This window comes from Agaribacillus sp. DX54 (assembly GCF_056858335.1).
The window spans coordinates 1-20,808 of sequence record NZ_JBXEQE010000007.1 but is presented as its reverse complement, the minus strand read 5'-3'; the positions used below and the strand labels follow the sequence as shown (position 1 = coordinate 20,808).

Below are 20,808 nucleotides of genomic sequence, written 5' to 3'. Positions count from 1 at the left end.
ACTACGATGCATTTATGTACTTTCTACATACCCCATCCCCGGCTTCCATATGATACGAAAACTTTCCGACGGCTGTCAAATCATTATTGGCGCTTGGGCAATGCCATTCCGGTGTAGCAAAATTCCATGGAGTGACATGTTCGGGTTGTCTCCAAAGGTTCCAAACTTTATGTATGTCACCATCAATGCTTGTCGGTACCGTAATTGACTCCACCGACTATTTGAATTCGGCGTTGTAATTTATCATCCATCTTACACCGAATTTGTCGGTGAAACTGCCAAAGTAATCGCCCCAGAATTGGTCTTCCATGGGCATTTCTACTTCGCCACCCTCCGAAAGTCCATCGAAAAGACGGTTGGCTTCCTCACGGGAAGTGGGATGTAATGAAATGTAGCAATTGCTTCCTTCCGGCAATTTCTGACCCATCGAAGGAATAATATCGGAAGCCATCAAAATCGTATCCTCTGAAATGGGCAGGGAAATGTGCATGATACGTTCTCTTTCATTTTCAGGTAGTTTATCGCTCTCCGGCATTTCGGTCATTTTCATCTTGGCCATAAACTCTCCGCCAAATACTTTTTTGTAAAGATCGAAGGCCTCTTCGGTAGTACCGTCGAAATTGAGATAAGGATTTACTTTCATTGTATTGGTTTTTAAGGTTAAATTATAATTTCTGTCTTTTTTACTTAGTTTTTGTTACGTATCTCAACAAGGATAAGCCATACTGTTTTTACACCATTCATTGATTTGTTTTTCAAAATCTTACTACAAAGATACCTGTTCAACAGGAGAATTAGGTATTTTGATTCCGTCGATCTAACGGGTTTATTGCGACATTTCAATACAGTATCTTTGAGTAGCTAAAAGCAAGAAGATGAAGCACATATCTATCTTAATTCTTAATGCCAAAGCGTATTAGCAGACACGCTGTTAAAGCTTCAAGGCACTACATTTTCCTTTAATACCGGAAGGGCGTTTTTAGGCAGGTTGTATGAGCAAACAGTTGCTTCAAGTCATTTAATTTAGTGTGAAGAGTTCAAAAATCATTTTTATATACCTCGGTCAGAAACAGATCCATTGACTACCTGAAGAAGACAATCAAATATTAGAGAGTTAGTATATGAAGGGCGGAAAGCAAGGCTACGTATGTATGATGGCGTCGACCACTACCCTCACGAAGAGCACGTTGCGGGGGCACTTAAGAATTTACTGGATTCACCGGTTCGTGTTGGTCTTCTAACTGGTCATGGAGAGCGTAGTTTTACAGAGGACAAAGAAACTGATTTTAAAACAGCTTTTTATGGCAGAGTGAAAAACAATACGTCTCTACTTAATTTGGGTTTTACCGATATGGTTGAATTGAACCTGTCTAAGCAGGCACATAATATGAATGAAATAGATATTTTAGTGGTGGCCGACCCTCTGGATAGTTTAACATCCCAAGAAATCAGTGAACTGCAAAGGTACATTTCGAAGGGGAAAAACCTTCTTTTGGCTGTAGAGCCTAATAATAAGTCAGGCTTAGTGACTATTTTCAACCAACTGGGAATCGAACAGCTACCGGGTCAGCTCCTGACTGCATTTTGCTATTAACCAAAGGAGCCGTTAATCATATGGCCAATCTTCAATATTTTCATGCGAAAGAAAATGCTTTGATTTTTTCCAGTCTAAGCAACTGAAAAATAACGCTGCTATTCAATCCTATATTTAGCATGCTGTTGATTGAATTGGAGCGTATTTATTCCAAAAAAATGATCAAAGAAAATCGCCGCCCCCCCGGGAATGTAAAGCTGGCCAATAACGTTGCTGCGTTTCAGGTGAATACCTGAACCGTTTTTTCGTTGGAATTAGGTATCTTTCGCTTTGAAAAAGTTTGGGTATAAACTCACTGTTACGTTTATACCGGACCATTGGCAATAATGTAAAAAGAATATCATCTAAAGACAGCGCATAATCGATGAACCAACGCATTCTAATTAAAAAATCAACCATTGTAAATGAAGGCAAATCTTTTGTCGCGGACGTACTATTGTCGGATGGCTTTATTACGCAAATTGGAAAAATTGACATTGAACCAAATCAAAAAGTAATTGATGGAACAGGCAAACACCTATTGCCGGGGATCATCGATGGACAGGTACACTTTCGTGACCCGGGACTAACACATAAGGGAGACCTGTATACGGAAAGTAAGGCTGCCATTGCAGGAGGGGTCACTTCCTTCATCGATATGCCCAACACCATCCCCAATGTGTTGACCGCTGAAGCCCTCAAAGACAAGTATGAAATTGCCTCGACCAAGTCCCTGGCCAACTATGCTTTCTTTTTGGGAATAAACGGAGACAATATCGATGAAGTGGTCAAAACCGGTACATCCCGGTTTATCGGCGTTTCCGATGACGGCCTGTATTTTACCAAAAAAGGGAATCTACTGGCAGATAACCCGGAAACTATGGAAAAACTATTCGCCAACTGCAAATCGATTATCGCCATTCACGCTGAAAAAGAACAGATCATAGAAGAAAATGAAAAGATGTACCGGAATACATATGGCGACAATGTTCCCATTCGATATCATCCGGTAATAAGAAATGAAAAAGCTTGCTATGAAGCCACCGAGCGAGCTATTGAACTGGCGAAAAAGCACCATGCACGACTACATATTTTGCACCTGACAACAGAAGCGGAAACACATCTGTTTGAAAATATCATTCCTCTTCAGGACAAAAGAATTACTACTGAGGTGTCTGTCCATCATCTATGGTTTTCGGACAAGGATTATGAACGATTAGGAGTGCTCATTAAATGGAATCCTGCCATAAAAACAGAACAGGATAGACGAGGATTGCTGAAAGCACTGCTGGATGACAGAATTGACATAATCACAACAGATCACGCCCCGCATACTCTGGAGGAGAAACAAAAGCCCTATTTTAAGTCGATGTCAGGCGCCCCCATGGTTCAGCATTCATTAAACTGTATGTTGGAATTTTATAAGCAGGGGCTGATATCATTGGAGAAGATCGTCGAAAAAATGTGCCATAACCCGGCAACGCTATACCGAATGGAAAAAAGAGGTTTTATCAGGGAAGGGTATTTTGCAGACTTGGCGTTGGTTGACCTAAACAGCCAATGGACGGTCTCTAAAGACAACCTTTTGTACAAATGCGGATGGTCCCCATTGGAAGGCACCACTTTTCAGACCAAAGTGCTGCAAACCTATGTAAATGGAAATTTGGTCTATGATAAGGGGAGTTTCAGGGAAGCGGTGAAAGGACGTCCTATTACATTTCAAAAGAATGATTAAAAAAAGAAACAAGGCTCGCCCCTTATCGGTGACCACAGAAGCGACAAATATTTTGCTATCGATTGGATAATTGTCAGAGGTTTTGATAAACTTTAATATTGTGGAAAAACAATTGTGTCAAATCATAAACAGTAATTGGGACGGCTGAAAAGAAAACGAATGAGTAAGATATAGTCATTGATTAAAAGCTTTCTTAAATACGCTACAGCATCTTTATTTATATTAATTCTAAATAAATTTCTTTTGGCTATATTTGTTACCTACTGTGGTACGCTTAAATAAGTAATAGATCAAGGACGAAAAAGAAAAATATAACTCAAAAGAAGAGCTCCTCTTTGAAAAGCTTTATCGCGCCCATTGGAAGCGGTTGTATGCATTCTGTTATGCAAAAACCAAGGATTGTAAAGCTTCGGAGGAAATCGTCCATGATGTTTTTATAGCGCTCTGGAAACGTCGGGAAAAATTCGTTTTTTCAAAAAAAACCGAGAACTATTTGATGATATCGGCTAGGACCAAAATTGTGGACTTTTACCGTAAAAAAGCAAATACCCAGACCTCCACCTGGACAGCATGCAATCTATGTGAAGAAAATGGTTTCGATGCCAGTGCTGTAGAACATAATTTGGCAGTGCATCGATTTCTGAAGCAGGATTTGCAATTGGTCGTCGATCAATTACCGTGCCGGTGCCAGGAAGTATATCGCTTGAGCAGGGAGGAACACCTGACGATAGAAGAAATCGCAATTCGCTTGGGCATTTCACAAAAAACGGTAAAAAACCATCTCACCAAAGCTTTGTCCTTCATTAACAAGCATTTGAAAGCCAACGGATAGCCCTTTCCCGCCACGCTGTGAAAAAATGATTTTGGGTTGACTAGGACTTCCTTGTTTTTTCAACGTTCCTGTAGATAGACAACATCATGTATCTAATATGGAAATTACACCGGAGTTATTGGAAAAGTACGGACAGGGAAATTGCTCCAAAGCTGAAATCCAAGCTGTAGAAGCATGGTTGGATGATAAAGGAGGTTTTGAAAAAATCCGGGATGTTTCCGGTGTAGCTCCGGATCTGGAGGAAAAAATATGGTACCGGATAAAAACCACAAAGTCCCGGATCCCGCAAAAGCAAAAAAGCAATGTATTTGATATGAATGCTTGGGGAATCGCCGCATCAATAGCAGTGCTGATGGGACTGGGAATTTTTTTGCTTTTGTTTGAAGGTCAGGTCGCTTATGAGACGAATGCAGGAGAACTGAAAACACTGGTACTTGATGACGGTACGACAGTTATCCTCAATGTTGCCTCAACGCTTAGGGTTTCCAAAGATTTTGGAAGTGAAAATCGCGGTGTAATACTCAGTGGTGAAGCCTATTTTGAGGTAGCAGAGGATTCGCTACACCCATTTATAGTCGAGACCAATGAATCGATGACCCAGGTACTGGGCACCAGGTTCACTCTCTCGGCTTATCAAGGAGAAACCAACACTTTGACCCTCGATAAGGGAAGGGTACTTTTTTATGAACAAGGAAATGATCCCGATAGTGGAATTCTGCTGTTGCCCAATGAACAGGGTATCTTGGACAAGGGCAAGCTGAACAAAAAAATAGTCGACCCGGCACGGTACAAAGCTTGGATTCAAAGGCAATTGGTCTTTGAAGATCAGTCTTTTGCCGCCGTTGTACGCGACTTGGAACGTTTTTACGGTGTTCACATCGAAGTGAAGAAGCAAGGTCTAAACGGAAGAAAATACAATGGCACTCATACAAATCAACCACTTGAATCCGTGTTGGAAGATATGGGCTTTGTGCTCAAATTCCAATATCGAAAGGAAGGAAAAACAGTATTGATTTATTAACAGATTAACCCTATTTACCGATGAGAAAACAATAAAAAGAAACAAAAAAACCAGCATTCCGTCTCCAAACTTCGTGCTGGTCTTATGCAATTCAATCACGAGATTAAATAACACTATTAACAAAAATATGAAATATCAAACTTTCAATGAAATTATTTTCAGTACGTCCAGAACTGTTCTTTTACTATTAATCTATCTAAATGTACACTGGCTATCTGCACAAAGTTCGCTACTTGACAAAGAAATATCCATCAAATTCCAAAATGACAGTTTGGCTTCTGCTTTGAACAAAATTGAAGAAATCGCCAACTGCACTTTTTCCTATGAATCCATCGATTCGGAAGAGAGCAGGGACATATCCAATCGCTACACCGATGTCCCCTTAAGGGAAATTCTCAATGAGCTTTTGGTAGCATACCAAATGTACTACCGGACCCGGGGCAACACCATCCTAATCCAAACCGATGCTAAAAACGGACAGGTCAGGGGCAAGACCAATGACCAAAACGGCAAACCGCTACCCTTTGTCTCCGTAATCCTGAAAGGCACACAATATGGAGCATCTTCTGATGAAAATGGAAACTTTAGCTTTTATGCACCGGAAAGCGATTATATCATCGTGGCTTCCTCAGTAGGGTTTGGAGCGATTGAAAAAAACATAACAATCATCGAAGGTGAAACCGTAGAAATTAATTTTACACTCAACCCATCTTCAGAAAATCTGGATGAAGTGGTCTTGGTAGGTGAACGCGAAATCGGCTATGTAGCCATTGAACAATCCGGCGCCACCTTTGGCAGCCAGGATTTGGTGGACATACCACAGTCCGTTTCTGTCATCACCCAAGAGGTTTTGATTGACCAACAGGTGCGTCAATTGGGTGATTTGGTACGGAACGACCCCTCTGTTTTGGTTACAAATTCACTTGGTTTAAACGAAGTCCTGAACATTCGGGGTTACGACCTGGACAATTCATCCAGTTACAGACGCGAAAACCTCATCTTTCAGAACCAGGCCCAGAGCCCTTTTGAAAACAAGGCAGCGGTGGAGATCATTAAGGGGCCGTCCGCTATTCGATATGGCTTCACCCCGCCAGGGGGAGTCGTAAACTATGTACTTAAACGGCCGACTGACCGACCGTACAGTTGGATCCAGACTTTTGGAGACACCAACGGTTCCGTCGGAATCCATGGGGATTTTGGTGGTAAACTCCATGAAAAATTTGGCTATCGAATCAATGCGGTCGTAGCAAGAGAAGCAACTTTTGTAGATAACCAAGCTGGCCCAAGACAGATGTTCAGTACATTTTTCGAGTGGCAGCCCTTGGAAAAACTGCGCATCGATCTTGAAGCCGAATACCAGTATAGGGAGTTGGAGTCACAGGCCACCATCCGGACCAATTCGTTTGATGCATCTGTGACATTGGAAGAAAGACGTCAACTGATTGAAGATTTTGACCGAACTACCTTTTTAGGACAGGAATGGGGCACCTATCCCACACGAAACTTTATCGGCTCACTGGGTGTTGTCTACGAAATATCGGATAATTGGTCGGTCCAGTTAAAGGTGCAACAGATGAACCTTATACGGGATCAAAAGGACGGCCGGATAACACCGGGCTCACTTCAGGCCAACGGTGACTTCCAGGTACAGGTCTATTTTGATCCTGCTCAGGTAAGGAACCCCTTTTCCATGGAGGCTTTTGTCAACGGAAAATTCAGTACGTTTGGGCTGCAACACCAGTTGTCCGTGGGGGGCGCCTATAGCAAAAATCCTTTGAGTTTTAACGGGGGGCCCAATAGTTTGCCCATCCTTGGCCCATCAAACATCTTTGCCCCCGTTATATATGGTTTTCCCGGAACGGGTGATGTTCTCAGCCCGGAAGCAGGATTAACCAGAGACGGGATGGTATTTACTCAACAGGCATTTTATGTCACGGACCTTATCAAAGTCTCAAAATCATTGGAGGTCCTTGCCGCACTACGTTGGACGGAACAGAAAAACGAAGATGTGTTCAATACGAACGGTACCTTACAGACCTCCTATAAGGATCATATTATTGTTCCCAATTTCGGCATTATCTACACACCCGTCGAAAAACTGAATCTTTATGGCAGTTATTCCCTTGGAATTACTAACGGGTTTCAAATACCAGGTGACGCGGATAATTTCGATGAAGGTTTTCTCGATCCCGTGGAAACAGAACAATTTGAAACCGGCCTGAAGGCCGAGGTGTTCAAAAACGGACTGTTGACCGCCGCTTATTTTGACATTGACCAACCGCTGGCCTTTATTGACGACAACAATATTTTCAGGTATGGCGGAAGTCAACGAAATCGCGGCTTCGAACTTACCTTGGCAGGACAGATCAATGAAGAGGCACGGGTTATCATCGGAGGCTTATTCATGGATGCTGAAATTGATAATCCCACGGAACCAGGCATCAATGGCAACAGACCACAAAGTGTTCCTGAATTTCAATTGAATGCTTTTGCAGAATATAAACTCCCAATCAAGGGGTTGGATGTAAATGCAGGTATCTTCCATACCGGGGACCGGTTTGCGGACAATGAGAATACGTTTGAAGTAACGCGCTATACCCGCTTGGATTTGGGTGCCAGGTATGGCTTTAATTGGGGAAACACCAATATGACCGCAAGGTTGAACGTACGCAATGTTACCAATAATGAATTTTTGGAAGGTCTTGCATTCGGCTTATTCACCTTTGGTGCGCCTACAACAGCGATATTCTCGTTGGCGGTTGAGTTTTAGTGCCTGTTTTGGAATTTATATATCCGGGTAATCAGTTATTCACCCCTGTATTGATCCTTGGTATTCTCTTGTAAAGTTTTATTTTATTTGGGAATACCCAGGTTCTTTACAATTTATAAATGGACTAAAAACGATATTCATCGGATAAGAATTTATAAAAAATATTTGAAATCAATGATAAACGTATCCCTTCGGTGCGCTACCTGTTGATTTTGTTAGCTTTCACAAATATTTTTGCTGATGATGGATTAGACCTGCCTGAGGGGCAACAAATTTTCTAAATCATTGACCATGCAGTCCGGGATTTTTGTCAGGGTTTCTTTTAGCCATTGAAAAGGTTCCACCTCATTGATCTTGCAGGTGCTCAGGAAGGAATACAGCATAGCCGCATTGCAGGCGGCTTGATGCGATCCGGCAAACAAATAGTTACGCCGTCCCAAATTATGTAAAGCTTTACATAACCTGGGAAGGAAAAACTATTTGTTTGCCGGTTCCCATCAAGGGGCCAAAAACGCAGCTATCATTTATTCACTGATCTGTAGTTGTCAACGAAACAATATTGACCCTTTTCAGTATTTGTATGCTGTCCTCAACAAACTACCTGATTACCCCATTAATAAAATCAGTGATTTGTTGCCATGCAATATAGCGCTCCAAAAATAATCGCTGTAGTGTAGTCTACCGGACGGATACAGTTAGATATAGTTAATTGATTATTTTTATAATGTTATAATTGGCGGTATGGTGCATAAGTGCATTTTACATATATGTTGCACATTAAAACTAGGCAACATGGGACCAAACGAGAAACAGAAGAACAAAGTATCTTATTATCTCGACAATTTAAGTAATTCCGCATGGATGAGGATTCTTCTTATTCTATTCGCATGTATGTTGTTTCCCCGATTTTTTCTTTTGTCTCAGGATTTATCAGATCTATATATAGACAGGATTTCAATTGAACCAAATAAGCTTCAAAAACCTAAAAATCATTCTCACGTCAAAATCCAATTTCACTATAAAAAAAAGGTGATATAATTTCATACATTAATCTTATAAAGAAATCACCTTCTAGTGAAGTACAAAAAGTCCTTTTAGATGGTAACGGATTGAACGATTCTTCACAAAATACTGGTAGTTTTAATTATTACGACCTATTTGATAATAAAAGTCAACTTGGTAAATATGAATACATTATTTAGTTAATCGATAATAAAGGACGAAGTAGCATGCCAGCGTCAGCCTCAATTTTCGTGACGAACTTAAGCAAGGATAGTTTTAAGGTAAACATCCTTCGACCAAAATTCATTGAACCTGGTAAAGAACTACTCATAATTGCTGAAGGTATTAGCGGTTTTAAATCGGAAAATTTACGTATTGAAATTGATAATCAACGGGTAGTGGTAGACAGAATGATAGGTGATTCTATTTTTGTTGTAGCTCCCTTAAAAATTCATAATGGAAAAATAGAGATCACCCATGAATATGGCTATGCACAAATTGACAGTATTTTAATTAGTAGGGAAAAAATCCTCGCTTCATTATCGGATCAGTATATTGGCCCATATTTTCTCTCAGGAGATGCCCATTCATTATGTAGAGGGTTTTACGAAACTGTCCCAAACGACGCGGTAATACACTCTGGTGTTGATGAACTGATATTGGGATCGACTACTGATCATTTGTGGTGCCTAAATTGTCCCCTAAGTGCTTGTACTTTTTCATATACGGTGTCTGATGAAAACATTTTGAGAGTTTCTCCCAGATTTGTCACGTCTTATTTCGGGATTTATGGATGGTACTTAACATACGATGCAGTCGGCGAAGGGCTCGCTACCGTGACCGGTAATACAGGCAGCACTCATACTGTGGAAGTAATCGCTCCTGAGGAGAATAATGATCCAGATCCCCCGACCAGAGCACCTCGAAGTGAATGGCAAAATGTTGTTGATGGAAGAAGATATTATATTGAGGATGGGCCGTTCACAGTATCAACCCGGTGGACAGTCGGCGAGTCAGCACTGGGAGCCCAGGTGCGCCTAATAGTTCCAGAATACCTTTCAATTATTTCATCAAACACAGTAAGTATTGGAAATGGGGAGACAGTAGTGGATTTTATGTTAAGAATAAATGAACCTGGTGATAATTATGGAAGTACGAGAATATATGCTCAAGCCACTAATAATATCGGGTGAACTAAGAACAACCATAGAAAACCAAATATTAGTTGGCCACAAAAGCATCCTAAATGTAGGTGGAGATACAGAATCTAAAATTGTCGATTTAGGAGATATACCAAATAGAACAAGTTCAAAAACGCTCTTAACATTAAGGTCTGAGGATGGAATTCAAAATCTTGATCTTGTATTTCATTACATGTTCAATGAGGATGCGTTACTAAATGTTGACTTTCAAATTAAAAACTCAATCGGGATATATAATGAGAATGAAATAACAACAAGTCAAGGAAACAATAGAGTAAATTCCGTAAGTATGGCCTATTCACGACCTCGTTCTAATATGGAAGTAGAAATAACAGTTACTCCCCATGATCTTCTTGCAAACATGCATTCCCCTTTAATGTTAATAATAAGTCATAACGGAAGAAATCATGAGTATCTGTCGAAATTAGATTTAATGTAATACCATCACCTAAACTGAATGTTTTATCTCCATCAAATCCTTTAGATTTTGGGCTTGTAGGAGCAGGAGATAAATCAGTAAAATCGGTTTTTATTGAAAATGATGGAGATGTGGGCTCCGAACTGCGTAGGACTATCGAACTGCATCCAGCGAATGGCAGGATTTCAATTATTGAAGGAGAAGGTAATTTTGTATTAAGAAGAATCAAAGAAAGGAAATAAAAGTTGAATTTGCTCCGTTGGGCTCTGGTGATTACAATTCAATTATCGAATTTCTATCAAACGATCCTTTCCGAGAAGGCCCAACCTTCTTGAATATTGAGGGCGAAAACATAAACGCACAGTTTTGGTTAAGAGTTTTTATTCCAAGTTACCAAGTCGAGAGTCCCGCTCGTACCTTGATAGAGCCCAATATAGACTCAGATACTTCGCTGATAATAGCCATAGGGACTGTTGTCATTGCTCCCGAAGGACCAATAAGCTGTTTCCTCGGAGATAATCGATACTTTGATCCAATTCGCGGAACATCGAGAGCCGAAGTAGGCGTGGACTTTGACCTCGCTAATCTTTAATATCTATAATAGCCATAAGCGAACTGGCATCTCCAAAGAAATAGAATGTTTCTCTACTCCACGATTTAATGACTATCGGGTGCCGATGATTCTTAGAACCGCACAAGAGGATCCAGAATGCATGACGTGTTCCGTGGAGAATGTTAATTCTCAATGGATAAAAGTTACTTTAGAAGGCTCTTGCACTGATCCTTTGGTAGAATCAATATTTGTCCCGGGCACCACATTTTCGTTTAGAATATGGATTAATCGTATTACCAGGGAGGTATTGTTGGGATACGATTTTGATGCTTTCCCAGCATTTGAGTTATATGGGTCATTTAATCGAGGATCTCCAAATACTTTATGTGAACGCATGCCGGATGCCACGGACGGGCCCCTATCAATGTACCCTTTGATTGATCAAATCTCAAAGCATGATCCCGTTCTTTTGCCATTAAGGCTTATTCATTCAGTGCCTCCGGAGGTTACAGTCGAAAGATAATCACTATGATACTGGGTTCATTAGAGATTACAATTAAGTTAAATCAATAAGAAAAAGAAATGAACAATTAAAAGCCACACAAAAGTTCATCGGAGTAACTATCTGAATGACAGCTTTGTGCCGAAAACAGTCCTTTTCGGGGCATTAAAAGTATCATAAAACCCTCAATTAACCATTATTAGTACAATCGCAATAATTCTTTCCTTCTTACTGACAAATAGTTTAATATCCTTTCTTTGAATATTTAAACCATATAAAATCAGTGAGAAAAATTATGAAAAAGAAAAGAAATAAATGGCCCATACTGCGGGGCAATTATATGAGTCACTTTCGATCAACAAATCGCTTAGAAAAAGTTATAACGAGATCTACAGAAAATTAAAAGATAGTGATAATTTTGGAATCTGACTTACAATTGTTGAATTGTCGAAGTGAAAAGATGTCCCTTTTTATATGACACTGGCCGGCTTTGACTCATTTTTTCAATTTTATTTAATAGCGGATAAATGATTGCGGGCGTTCAGTTTCTTTTCATTTTTTTTAAAATAAATTTGGCATCAGATACGCTTTTATGCTAGATGGGGTTTACAGAATGGAGACAGTGTAATCATTATTTTTTTACTATCAATTATAATCTACTAAAACAAATGCTATGGTACCCAAACTAAATTTAGACACCTAACTATGTGGAAGACAAAAATCCTTGAATTCAAAACAAGGAAATTTATGAAACAGGTGTTAGAATCATAACGTCTACCATTTTTTCCTATAACCCAAAAGTTGTACAACTATTTGTGTTGTTAAACTTTAGATTAATTTCTAAAATTTAAAACAATATATGTGATATATAACAAATACTTCATTATGCATAAAAAATGTCATCTCTAATAACAAAAAACAATTATCATGGATAAAATTTCCATTTCTCTCCTATTGCTTTTTTTAATGGTTCTGATAGCATATTCTTGTCATGGGATCAAAAGTGAGAAGGTGAAAAGCAAAGAATTCGGAGAAGTTTATGGGGCTTTTGTGCTTAGTGAAGTTGAGAAGTATGATAATGCACCATTGACATACTTTCTTAAAAGTAAAAAACATACTTTCAAATTGGAATCCACAAATCAATCATTTTTTTTCAGGAATGTACCTGCAGGAAATTACAACCTTGAGGTTATTGATACAATTCGCTATTACTATCAAGATAGTCGAACTGCCCGGTTTGTTAGGGTACCTTCTAAGGATTATACGTATAAAACAATAGAAGTATTTAACATTTGTGTGAAAGACCACCAAGTGTCAATAGTTCCAATTATTTTTTCTGATCATCGTTCTGAGGATAATCCGGTACAAATTACTTGGGAACCTAAGTTATATCTCATTGAAAAATGGAAGGTTAACAGTAAGATCGAAGGCTTAGTAGATCTGGAAACCTTGAGGAAAAAGTATCCCCCTTCCAAGTATTATACTGGTGTGGCCGACAGCCTTAATGTTGACATTATCTTAAATCCATACCACCTTGAGCAAGGAACCAGGAAAAACAAAGAAAAAATAAGAGTGCAAGCAAGTTCATTGGGTCAATTTAAAATTGATGTATTGCCTGGAGTGTACGATGTGAGAGCCCTGGTTTATAGTAAAAAGATGGATTCACTAATTAGGAGTTCCAAGAAAACAGACCGAATAGCTTGCAGATTCTTGTCTTACAAGGTTATGAATGTGCTTTGCATTCCAGATTCGGTAGCACAAGTAAATTTAGATTTATTTGATACCGATTTGGTGAAGATAACAACGGACATTCCTATTCCGAAACAGATTTTATGGACACCCAAAAATAATTGAATACTACTTCATTGATTTTAAAAGTTATTCCCTACAACGCCTCCTTAACCCGAATAACAACCTATTTTTCAATACAATTTTTTACAAAACAATTTTTTAATCACAAACCAATTTAACTACATGAAACGATTTATTATTTCACTATTGCTTGCATTCGTGTTTGCAAGTGGTGTCAATGCGCAAAACAAAAAACAACCAAGAATTGATCATTGGCTTCGAATGGCTGAAAAAAGCTATATGAAAAATAGCTCATCAATTACTTTAAATAGGAGTATTTCCCAACAAAAGAATCAACTTAAACGATTTGGAATAGACTCTAATAAAGAAAACCCTATTATTCGAGCAATTATTGAGTTTAACGGAACAGATATAGATCTTGAGCGTCATAGGGTTAAAATTCGAACTAGAATTGGGAATTTATTATACTGTCGAGTTTCCAATTCAGAAATTAAGCGAAATTAAGAATGTAGATGGTTTAATTGCTATCGAGATAGATAGACCAATGGTCAAAGAGCTTGATGAAAGTAGAAAAATGATAAAATTAGATGAAGCATTTGCTAATTTCACGTATCGAGGCAAAGACGTGATAATAGGGATTGTAGATACAGGTATAGATATTTATCATCCGACTTTCCAAGATGAAACAGGTAATACCCGAATTTTATATATATGGGATCAAAATGATGACACAGGGCCAGGTCCGATTGGAAATGACTTGGGCGGAACCGAATGGAATACAGCACAAATCAATAGTGGAAGTTGTACTCATTTAGATAAGGATGGGCATGGCACTCACGTTGCTGGAATAGCAGCAGGCGATGGGAAAGAAGGTGCAACTTCCACTCCTTACGTAGGTGTAGCGCCTGAAGCAGATATAATAATGGTCTCTAGGAGATCACCCGGAACTTCATATTTGAATCAAATCTATTCAACTACTGTCAATGTGTTAGAAGGGATTAAATATATTGCCGATAAGGCAAAAACCCTTAATAAGCCCTGGGTAGCAAATTTGAGTTTTGGACTTGATGGTGGACCAAGAGATGGTACTAGTAGGTTCGAAAAAGCCATATCGGAACTGACGTCCAACAGCATATATGGAAAAGGAAGAATCATAGTAAAATCAGCAGGAAATAGTGGTTACATTATTGGAACAAGTCCTATAAGCGAGGCCTATAAAAAAATACATGCCGATCATAACGGAGCTGGAATGAAAGAGTTTTTTATTGATATAAAAAACGAAATTGCAGGAAATGGTGGATTCATTGAAATATACTATGAACCTACTGACAACTACTCTGTAAAATTGACAGCACCAGATGGAAGTGTGTATGGACCAATTGCGAAAGGTGATCCACTCGCTGTTTTCGATTCAGGAAATGACGGATTTATTACAATTAGCAATTTGGAAGGTGAAAACGATATTCGCTACAAACCGGAAGATAATATAATTACTATAACCATTTTTGATAATGAGGGTAATGGGACTCAATTACCTTCAAGTAATGGAACTACATGGAAATTGGAAATGATTGGTAGTTCGGGGGAATGGGACGCATACGTTAAATCAGACAATAATGCTCATACCTCTTTTTACTTTCATGATGGTTCTTATAGCAATAGGAGATTAATTTCTGAACCTGGCAATGCAGCCAATGTCATTACCGTTGGATCTATGAATTCAAAGAACTCATGGACAAATTCGACTGGAGGAACAAGCACTGTTCCTAATCATCCGATTAGTACTTTAGTTCCAACTTATTCATCAAGTCCTGGTCCCTCAAGATCGGGAATTGACAAACCGGACGTATTTGCCCCTGGGGCACTTATCGCTTCGGCTGCTTCTGGTTCAAAAGAGGTTCCTTATCCTTCAGCTCAGCTCGCCAGTAATCCAGAATATGTGCATTTATCCGGTACAAGTATGGCTACTCCCCATGTAACAGGTTTAGTAGCGCTATTACTTGAACAAAGACTAGTTGATTTAAACAAGACCACAAGTTATGTAGAGATTTTGAACCTGCTTAAAAGTAATCTAATTGACGGAAAAGTTATCAATGCCGATGCTACCTTAACCGCAAGCGCCCTTGTAGTCGGAATAGAGGATCGTGTGAAATTCAACACCTATTATTGCGGGTCAAGCGCCAATCAGGCAACGATTGAACCCGGAATTAGCTATAACTACTGTGCTGTATTTATTGATGAAGCTCCCAAAGGAGATTACGCCATCTCCTATGATTGGAAATTGGAACTCTACCACTCTGGCGGAACTTATATAGCCGGCACAGGTTCCACGGGTCAAGGTTCTGAGTCAAGCTGGCTCGTGACCGTTAATTCTTCCGACCTTCTTGACAAGAGCTGGGCTCGTGATGAGAGTGGAAATATTAAAGGCAAAGTTATTGTGACAGCAGTGGACAATGATGGGGTGTCACATAGAGATGACATGAATATAGGCATCAAGTATGTGCCTAACAAGCCCATTATCTATAACCATACTGTAACAAACTCTTCTATTACATTTTCACTATTAGGCACAGGAGCGACCAATTACAAAATTTACTATAGCACCAGTCCTGGACCACCTTACAATGGTACAGGAGCAAACCAGGGAAATTCACCTATAAATATTGGAACTTCTACCACCTATACATTAAGTGGATTGGATTTTGCAAATAATACCTACTACTTCTCCGCAACAGGGATAAACTCGGAAGGCGAAAGTCAATACGCCAATGACTTGATCATCGGCGACCCAATTTTATCATACGACATTGTATGGACTAATTTGGATGATGTCATAGTCAATGGAAACACCTTAACTAAATCTTCCTCGGTTTCTGCTTGGTGGAATGCCGGTGCCTCATCAGTCAACGAATTGCCTGCTAATCATGATGGATGGGTTGAAATGACCGTTCAGGAAACCAATACTCACCGTATGTTTGGTTTGTCTGATGTGGATCAGGGCTCTACCTGGAATTCCATAGATTACAACTTCTATCTGCAGCCTGGGGGATCAATTAAAATCTATCAAAGCGGCGACTATGAAGGTTCGTTCGGCAGCTATCAATCAGGAGATATAGTTAGAGTGGAACGTGAAGGTTCACAGATTAAATACAAACTTAATGGTAATGTGTTATACACATCATCGTGTAATCCGGCAGAGACACTGGTTGCTGATGTGAGTATGTATACGCCAGGCAGTACGATCTCCAATGCCAAAGCTTCGTTTGTAGCAGAAGTTACACCTCCTGTTCATGACGTGACCTGGACTGATTTAGTTAACACAACAGCAAATGGAAACGACTTAACGAAAACGTCCGGTTCAAATACCTGGTGGAATGGAGGTGCAGCTTCAGTGAATACCATTCCCGGCAATCAGGATGGTTGGTTTGAGACAACGGTTCAAGAGACAAATACTTTTCGTATGTTTGGCTTATCAAGTTCAAATCCTAGCTACTCATGGAACACAATAGAGTATTGTTTCTATCTATATTCTGGTGGTACATTGAATATTTATGAAAGTGGCACATCTAAAGGAACGTTTGGCAGTTATCAATCAGGTGACGTGGTGCGAATAGAGCGACAAGGCTCTCAAATTTTATACCGTTTGAATGGCCAAACAGTGTATACATCCTCATGCAACCCTGCTCAACCTCTTCTTGCGGATATCAGTATGTACAGCATTGGAGGAACCATTTATGATGCAAAATCGTCAGTACCTGCATCACCTGCGGTAAGTCTTTTCCTTCAACCAAGCACCATGGTTGAAAACAAAGAGTATAAATATGAATACAATTTGTCTGATTCCACATTATTAGCTGCTGAAAGCTCTATTTTGACTCCAAACTTCAAGTTTGATGAAAAGATTATTAAAAACGAAGCATTATGGGCTGATAGCACTAATATCGGTCCGCTTGCTAAAATTATCGCGTTTCCTAATCCCTCCAATGGACTTGTACATCTAAGCTATGATAGTTCGCAAGATGGAAGTATCCTCGTTCTGGTTAATAGTGAAACAACAGGTAGAGACTTTTATCGACAACAATGGAGGGTAAAACATGGAAAAAATAAAACTAAGTTGAATCTTAGTTTGTTGCCAAATGGCCTTTACATTATCAAATTCTTCGATGGAAAGAATGAATCCTTTCTAAGAATCAAAAAAGAATAGTTAAACAGAAAAGTTCACTTTTTTTAAATTGATAAGTAGGAAGCGCACTAGCACTTCCTACTTTGTTTTATTTGCCTAAAACGAATATAACATTTTTAGTATCTGAATTATATTAGTTAAATTGTTGCAAAGAAAAGATACCCCATCCCACAAAACGCTCATAAACCCTAACTCGAAGGAAATCCTCGCCGAGCTTGGTGGGTGATCGATCCGGGAGTTCACGGCTATCGGTGCGACCTGGTCGGCAGGTCCCCGGCCCAGGATCGGGCCACCGGAGCTGCCAGCAGCTCCGCCAAGGGCCGGATGTAGCTACATCTACATCCCTGAGCGCCAAAGCTTCCTCCAGCCTCATACCAGTACTGTAAAGCATCCTGAAAAGCGCAGGGACCGCACTGATAGAAGTTTCATGGCGGCTGCATTTTATCATTATCCTGTCGGATGCGGCAAAAAAGGCCGCTACTTGCTCCCTGGAAAATATATAAGGCACATGGCTGCGTTGTATCCTGGGCAGTCTGGGGATGTGGGATTTATATCCCAGCGTGCATAGAAAATGACAGAGTTGCGCAACATGGGCAATCCGGACATATCTCGTACGTTGAGATTCATTGGCACGTGGTGCGGACCATTTTTCTGCCAGTTCCCGCGTTATACCAACCGAAGACACGCTTTCGCTGAGTATGAAGCGGTCAAACATGAGGTAAGCGTATTCCATATCTATGCATTTGAATCCAAGCCCTCTTTTTATAGTAATAAGCCGCTGCATAAATGGAGCGAAGATGCTTTCATAGTTCCTCATCGCTTTTCCTCCCGGTTCTTGTCAGAAAAAAAGAAATCAGTTACCTTATCATAGAATATGGAGTCCAAAGATGGTACCTGCAATACACAGGGTTTCATTACCGGGGTGTCAATGCGCAGGTAGTGTCGTGTGGAATCTGTGGAAGTATGTCCCAATGTTCCGGAGATCACGTGGATCGGAGTCTTTTTATCCAGAAGTTCGGCAACCAGGCTGTGGCGAAGTATATGCGTTCCATGTTTCCTGGTGGATGTATCTATTCCTGCAAGGGTCAGGTAGTTACTGGTCATGGTACTTGCAGCAATATTAGTTATTTTGCCGTATGGCGGTGTCAAGCTTAAGAATATATAGGGTTGGTCGGATACCGACCTTCCATGTTTCAGGTAATCGATGATTGCCTCGCCAATCTCAGCAGTGAGGGGCAATTCCAGCTTCCTGGCTGTCTTTTTCTGATCCAGTACGATTTGGCACTCATCCCAACGAATATGGGTAAACTTAAGCCCCACCAAGCCGGGCACCGATCAGCATAAGGGCATAATCTCTTTTCCCTTTGGGATTCCCACGATCAATCACCGCCAGCAAGGACGATATTTCCTCCCTGGAATAAACAGAAGGCAATTTCGCCTGCCTGATATAATTGACCTTCGGGATAATGGCCGATAAGTCCTGGCTATCCGGATAAACGGCATGCAGATGCTTCAGGAAGTTTCTTATCACCGCGAACATCCCGTATTTGGTGGCCAGGCTTTTGTTTTTCTGTGATTCAATGAAGGCTATAATATGGGACGGTTTAATAGCATGTGGGCAGTCAACTCCTTGTGCGTCCATGCATAACAGGAAAACATGGAGGTAGCTTTTATTTGATGATAGGGTGCTGGCTGAACAGCCGGACTCCCGTCTCCCGGAGATGAAGTTTTCCATCAGACTGCCAATTCTACCAATGAAACGGGGTTGCGGGCCTCGTCGCTTTACTGGAACAGCACCATTCTCCTGGAATTCAGTAAGGTAATAGACCTTTCTGACAACCGTTTTTTCATAGGTGCCAAGCCGTGAATAAGAAAACTGACCATAAAGATGTTCCAGAAAATCCTGGCCCACTTTCCGGTTGTAAATATCGATTCCCGATTGGGTCATGTAATCGACGAGCCTGCCCCATAACCGGTTGTACTTTTCAATCGTGCTTGATGAAAATGATTGTTCACGCAGGTGTCTGCGCGCAGCGGCAATTAGCGGACGGATTTTTAAAATAGTTTCTAACATTACTGAACTTTTTAATAACCTGGGCAATATTACCCAGGTCAAAACTAAAAGCCCAGATTATTATGTAAAGTGCATAATTCGCAAATACCAGTGAATAGCCAGTTTAGGCAGCTTTACTTTGCATATTATTCAACTTTGCATATCTTCTGGCATGCGCCATACAGGCCAACAGCCTGATGTCCGGGTAACTGTCAAATATTTCGTATGCCGTGTAGCCGTCTGTCTGCAATGCGCCTTTAAAATTCTTCAAAAATATTTCCGGCCCTTCCCGGCCACAGCCTTTCTGATAGTCAAAACAGACCAGTTTTTCCAATGGTGCCCGGTACACCCAGTGATATCCGGTATGAGTGGCTCCTTTCTTCTGGGAGCTTTGCACAGCAATCGGGGTTTCGTCCCCGTTCAGGTAAGTAGCCTGCTGCACTTTCCTGCGTAATGCTTCATACAGCGGTTCAAGCAGCCTGCACGAAGCATTAAACCATCCTGTGACGGTGGACTCTGCTATTTTCACCCCTTCCCTTTTAAATTGTTGTACCTGGCGGTAAAAAGGAAGGTGGTCTGTGAACTTACTGATCAGCAAGTGGGCCAGCAATCCAGGCCCTGCATTGCCCTGCGGAATGGGAAGTGTTGGTAGCTCTCCAATGACTATTTTTTCCTCTCCCTCACTACCAGGCTGTACAAACTTGGGGCGTACGTATTTTTTCACATACAGTCTGCCCGGGTTGTATTCAAGTATTTCGGTAATGGCCTCCCCAATCCTTTTGGCCCCGCTGGCAAGATTTTCGGGTTCTATGATCTGGATTTGCCGGGGTAAATGAGCGGGCAATTCCAGGCGAACGGCCTTACCTTTCTTTTTTCTCCGTGTATAGCTGATCTGCTCCTTTTCAGGGCTGGCTTCCGCAGTGGCCGGCCCTTCCAGCCCTAAGGCCAATTGCCCACTATCCGAAGGCACAAAACGCGCTCTCTTTGATCCGAAGATCATGCGTTTTAGCTGGGCTAATTCATGTTCCAGATAGGTGATTTTGTGCTCTTGTTTAGTGTTGATCTGAGCCAGTTTCTCATTCTCCTTACGGAGTGCCAACAGGATGTCTTCATAGGGGGAAACCGGCTGCGTTTGCATGCCCGAAAATAGCA

18 protein-coding genes are annotated in these 20,808 nt (G+C 40.6%); 11 read left to right on the top strand and 7 right to left on the bottom strand.

The window, feature by feature from the left end; all coding sequences use genetic code 11:
* Position 1: 1 nt before the first annotated feature.
* Positions 2 to 214, bottom strand: coding sequence for an SRPBCC domain-containing protein (locus AC04NP_RS10015; protein ID WP_482859549.1), 213 nt, complete (start codon positions 212 to 214; stop codon positions 2 to 4).
* A gap of 3 nt (positions 215 to 217) precedes the next feature.
* Positions 218 to 643 carry a VOC family protein gene (locus AC04NP_RS10010; RefSeq protein ID WP_482859548.1) on the bottom strand — a complete coding sequence of 142 codons (426 nt, stop codon included), beginning with the start codon at positions 641 to 643 and terminating at the stop codon, positions 218 to 220.
* Positions 644 to 1,147: 504 nt separating this feature from the next.
* On the opposite strand from AC04NP_RS10010, the gene AC04NP_RS10005 reads away from it, so the two are divergent.
* The 5 genes from AC04NP_RS10005 to AC04NP_RS09985 all read left to right on the top strand — a co-directional run bounded on the left by AC04NP_RS10005 (position 1,148) and on the right by AC04NP_RS09985 (position 7,931).
* Positions 1,148 to 1,594, top strand: a complete 447-nt coding sequence (locus AC04NP_RS10005; RefSeq protein ID WP_482859547.1) for a Gldg family protein — start codon at positions 1,148 to 1,150, stop codon at positions 1,592 to 1,594.
* A 364-nt stretch (positions 1,595 to 1,958) separates the two neighbouring features.
* A complete protein-coding gene (locus AC04NP_RS10000) occupies positions 1,959 to 3,308 on the top strand; it encodes a dihydroorotase (protein ID WP_482859546.1) in 1,350 nt (449 codons plus the stop codon).
* 289 nt (positions 3,309 to 3,597) lie between these two features.
* Entirely contained in the window at positions 3,598 to 4,140 is a 543-nt protein-coding gene (locus AC04NP_RS09995) for an RNA polymerase sigma-70 factor (RefSeq protein WP_482859762.1), read from the top strand.
* 97 nt (positions 4,141 to 4,237) lie between these two features.
* A complete protein-coding gene (locus AC04NP_RS09990; RefSeq protein ID WP_482859544.1) occupies positions 4,238 to 5,161 on the top strand; it encodes a FecR family protein in 924 nt (307 codons plus the stop codon).
* 127 nt (positions 5,162 to 5,288) lie between these two features.
* Positions 5,289 to 7,931: a TonB-dependent siderophore receptor gene (locus AC04NP_RS09985; RefSeq protein ID WP_482859542.1), complete on the top strand. Its 2,643-nt coding sequence runs from the start codon at positions 5,289 to 5,291 to the stop codon at positions 7,929 to 7,931.
* Positions 7,932 to 8,179: 248 nt separating this feature from the next.
* On the opposite strand, the gene AC04NP_RS09980 is transcribed toward AC04NP_RS09985, so the two are convergent.
* On the bottom strand, positions 8,180 to 8,371 hold the full coding sequence (locus tag AC04NP_RS09980; RefSeq protein ID WP_482859541.1) for a transposase domain-containing protein: 192 nt from the start codon (positions 8,369 to 8,371) through the stop codon (positions 8,180 to 8,182).
* Between the two features lie 40 nt (positions 8,372 to 8,411).
* Here AC04NP_RS09980 and AC04NP_RS09975 point away from each other — a divergent pair, with 40 nt between their 5' ends.
* The 6 genes from AC04NP_RS09975 to AC04NP_RS09950 all read left to right on the top strand — a co-directional run bounded on the left by AC04NP_RS09975 (position 8,412) and on the right by AC04NP_RS09950 (position 17,624).
* Positions 8,412 to 8,594, top strand: a complete 183-nt coding sequence (locus tag AC04NP_RS09975; protein ID WP_482859539.1) for a transposase domain-containing protein — start codon at positions 8,412 to 8,414, stop codon at positions 8,592 to 8,594.
* Positions 8,595 to 9,160: 566 nt separating this feature from the next.
* On the top strand, positions 9,161 to 10,126 hold the full coding sequence (locus AC04NP_RS09970; protein ID WP_482859537.1) for a hypothetical protein: 966 nt from the start codon (positions 9,161 to 9,163) through the stop codon (positions 10,124 to 10,126).
* The gene (locus tag AC04NP_RS09965) at positions 10,080 to 10,574 is read left to right on the top strand and encodes a hypothetical protein (protein WP_482859536.1); all 495 of its coding nucleotides are present in this window, start codon (positions 10,080 to 10,082) and stop codon (positions 10,572 to 10,574) included. The genes AC04NP_RS09970 and AC04NP_RS09965 overlap by 47 nt, the downstream gene beginning before the upstream one ends.
* 1,961 nt (positions 10,575 to 12,535) lie before the next feature.
* Positions 12,536 to 13,462, top strand: a complete 927-nt coding sequence (locus tag AC04NP_RS09960) for a hypothetical protein (RefSeq protein WP_482859534.1) — start codon at positions 12,536 to 12,538, stop codon at positions 13,460 to 13,462.
* 120 nt (positions 13,463 to 13,582) lie between these two features.
* A complete protein-coding gene (locus AC04NP_RS09955; protein WP_482859533.1) occupies positions 13,583 to 13,924 on the top strand; it encodes a hypothetical protein in 342 nt (113 codons plus the stop codon).
* Complete coding sequence (locus AC04NP_RS09950; RefSeq protein WP_482859531.1) at positions 13,872 to 17,624, top strand: S8 family serine peptidase; 3,753 nt, start codon at positions 13,872 to 13,874, stop codon at positions 17,622 to 17,624. The genes AC04NP_RS09955 and AC04NP_RS09950 overlap by 53 nt, the downstream gene beginning before the upstream one ends.
* A gap of 112 nt (positions 17,625 to 17,736) precedes the next feature.
* On the opposite strand, the gene AC04NP_RS09945 is transcribed toward AC04NP_RS09950, so the two are convergent.
* The 4 genes from AC04NP_RS09945 to tnpC form a co-directional block, all read right to left on the bottom strand.
* On the bottom strand, positions 17,737 to 18,420 hold the full coding sequence (locus AC04NP_RS09945; protein ID WP_482859530.1) for a hypothetical protein: 684 nt from the start codon (positions 18,418 to 18,420) through the stop codon (positions 17,737 to 17,739).
* Positions 18,417 to 18,923: a tyrosine-type recombinase/integrase gene (locus AC04NP_RS09940; protein ID WP_482859528.1), complete on the bottom strand. Its 507-nt coding sequence runs from the start codon at positions 18,921 to 18,923 to the stop codon at positions 18,417 to 18,419. Before AC04NP_RS09940 ends, AC04NP_RS09945 begins: the two co-directional genes overlap by 4 nt.
* Positions 18,913 to 19,677, bottom strand: a complete 765-nt coding sequence (locus tag AC04NP_RS09935) for a hypothetical protein (RefSeq protein WP_482859527.1) — start codon at positions 19,675 to 19,677, stop codon at positions 18,913 to 18,915. The genes AC04NP_RS09940 and AC04NP_RS09935 overlap by 11 nt, the downstream gene beginning before the upstream one ends.
* Positions 19,678 to 19,780: 103 nt before the next feature.
* Positions 19,781 to 20,808: IS66 family transposase (gene tnpC, locus AC04NP_RS09930; protein ID WP_482859526.1), on the bottom strand; the 1,028-nt coding region annotated here is incomplete at its 5' end.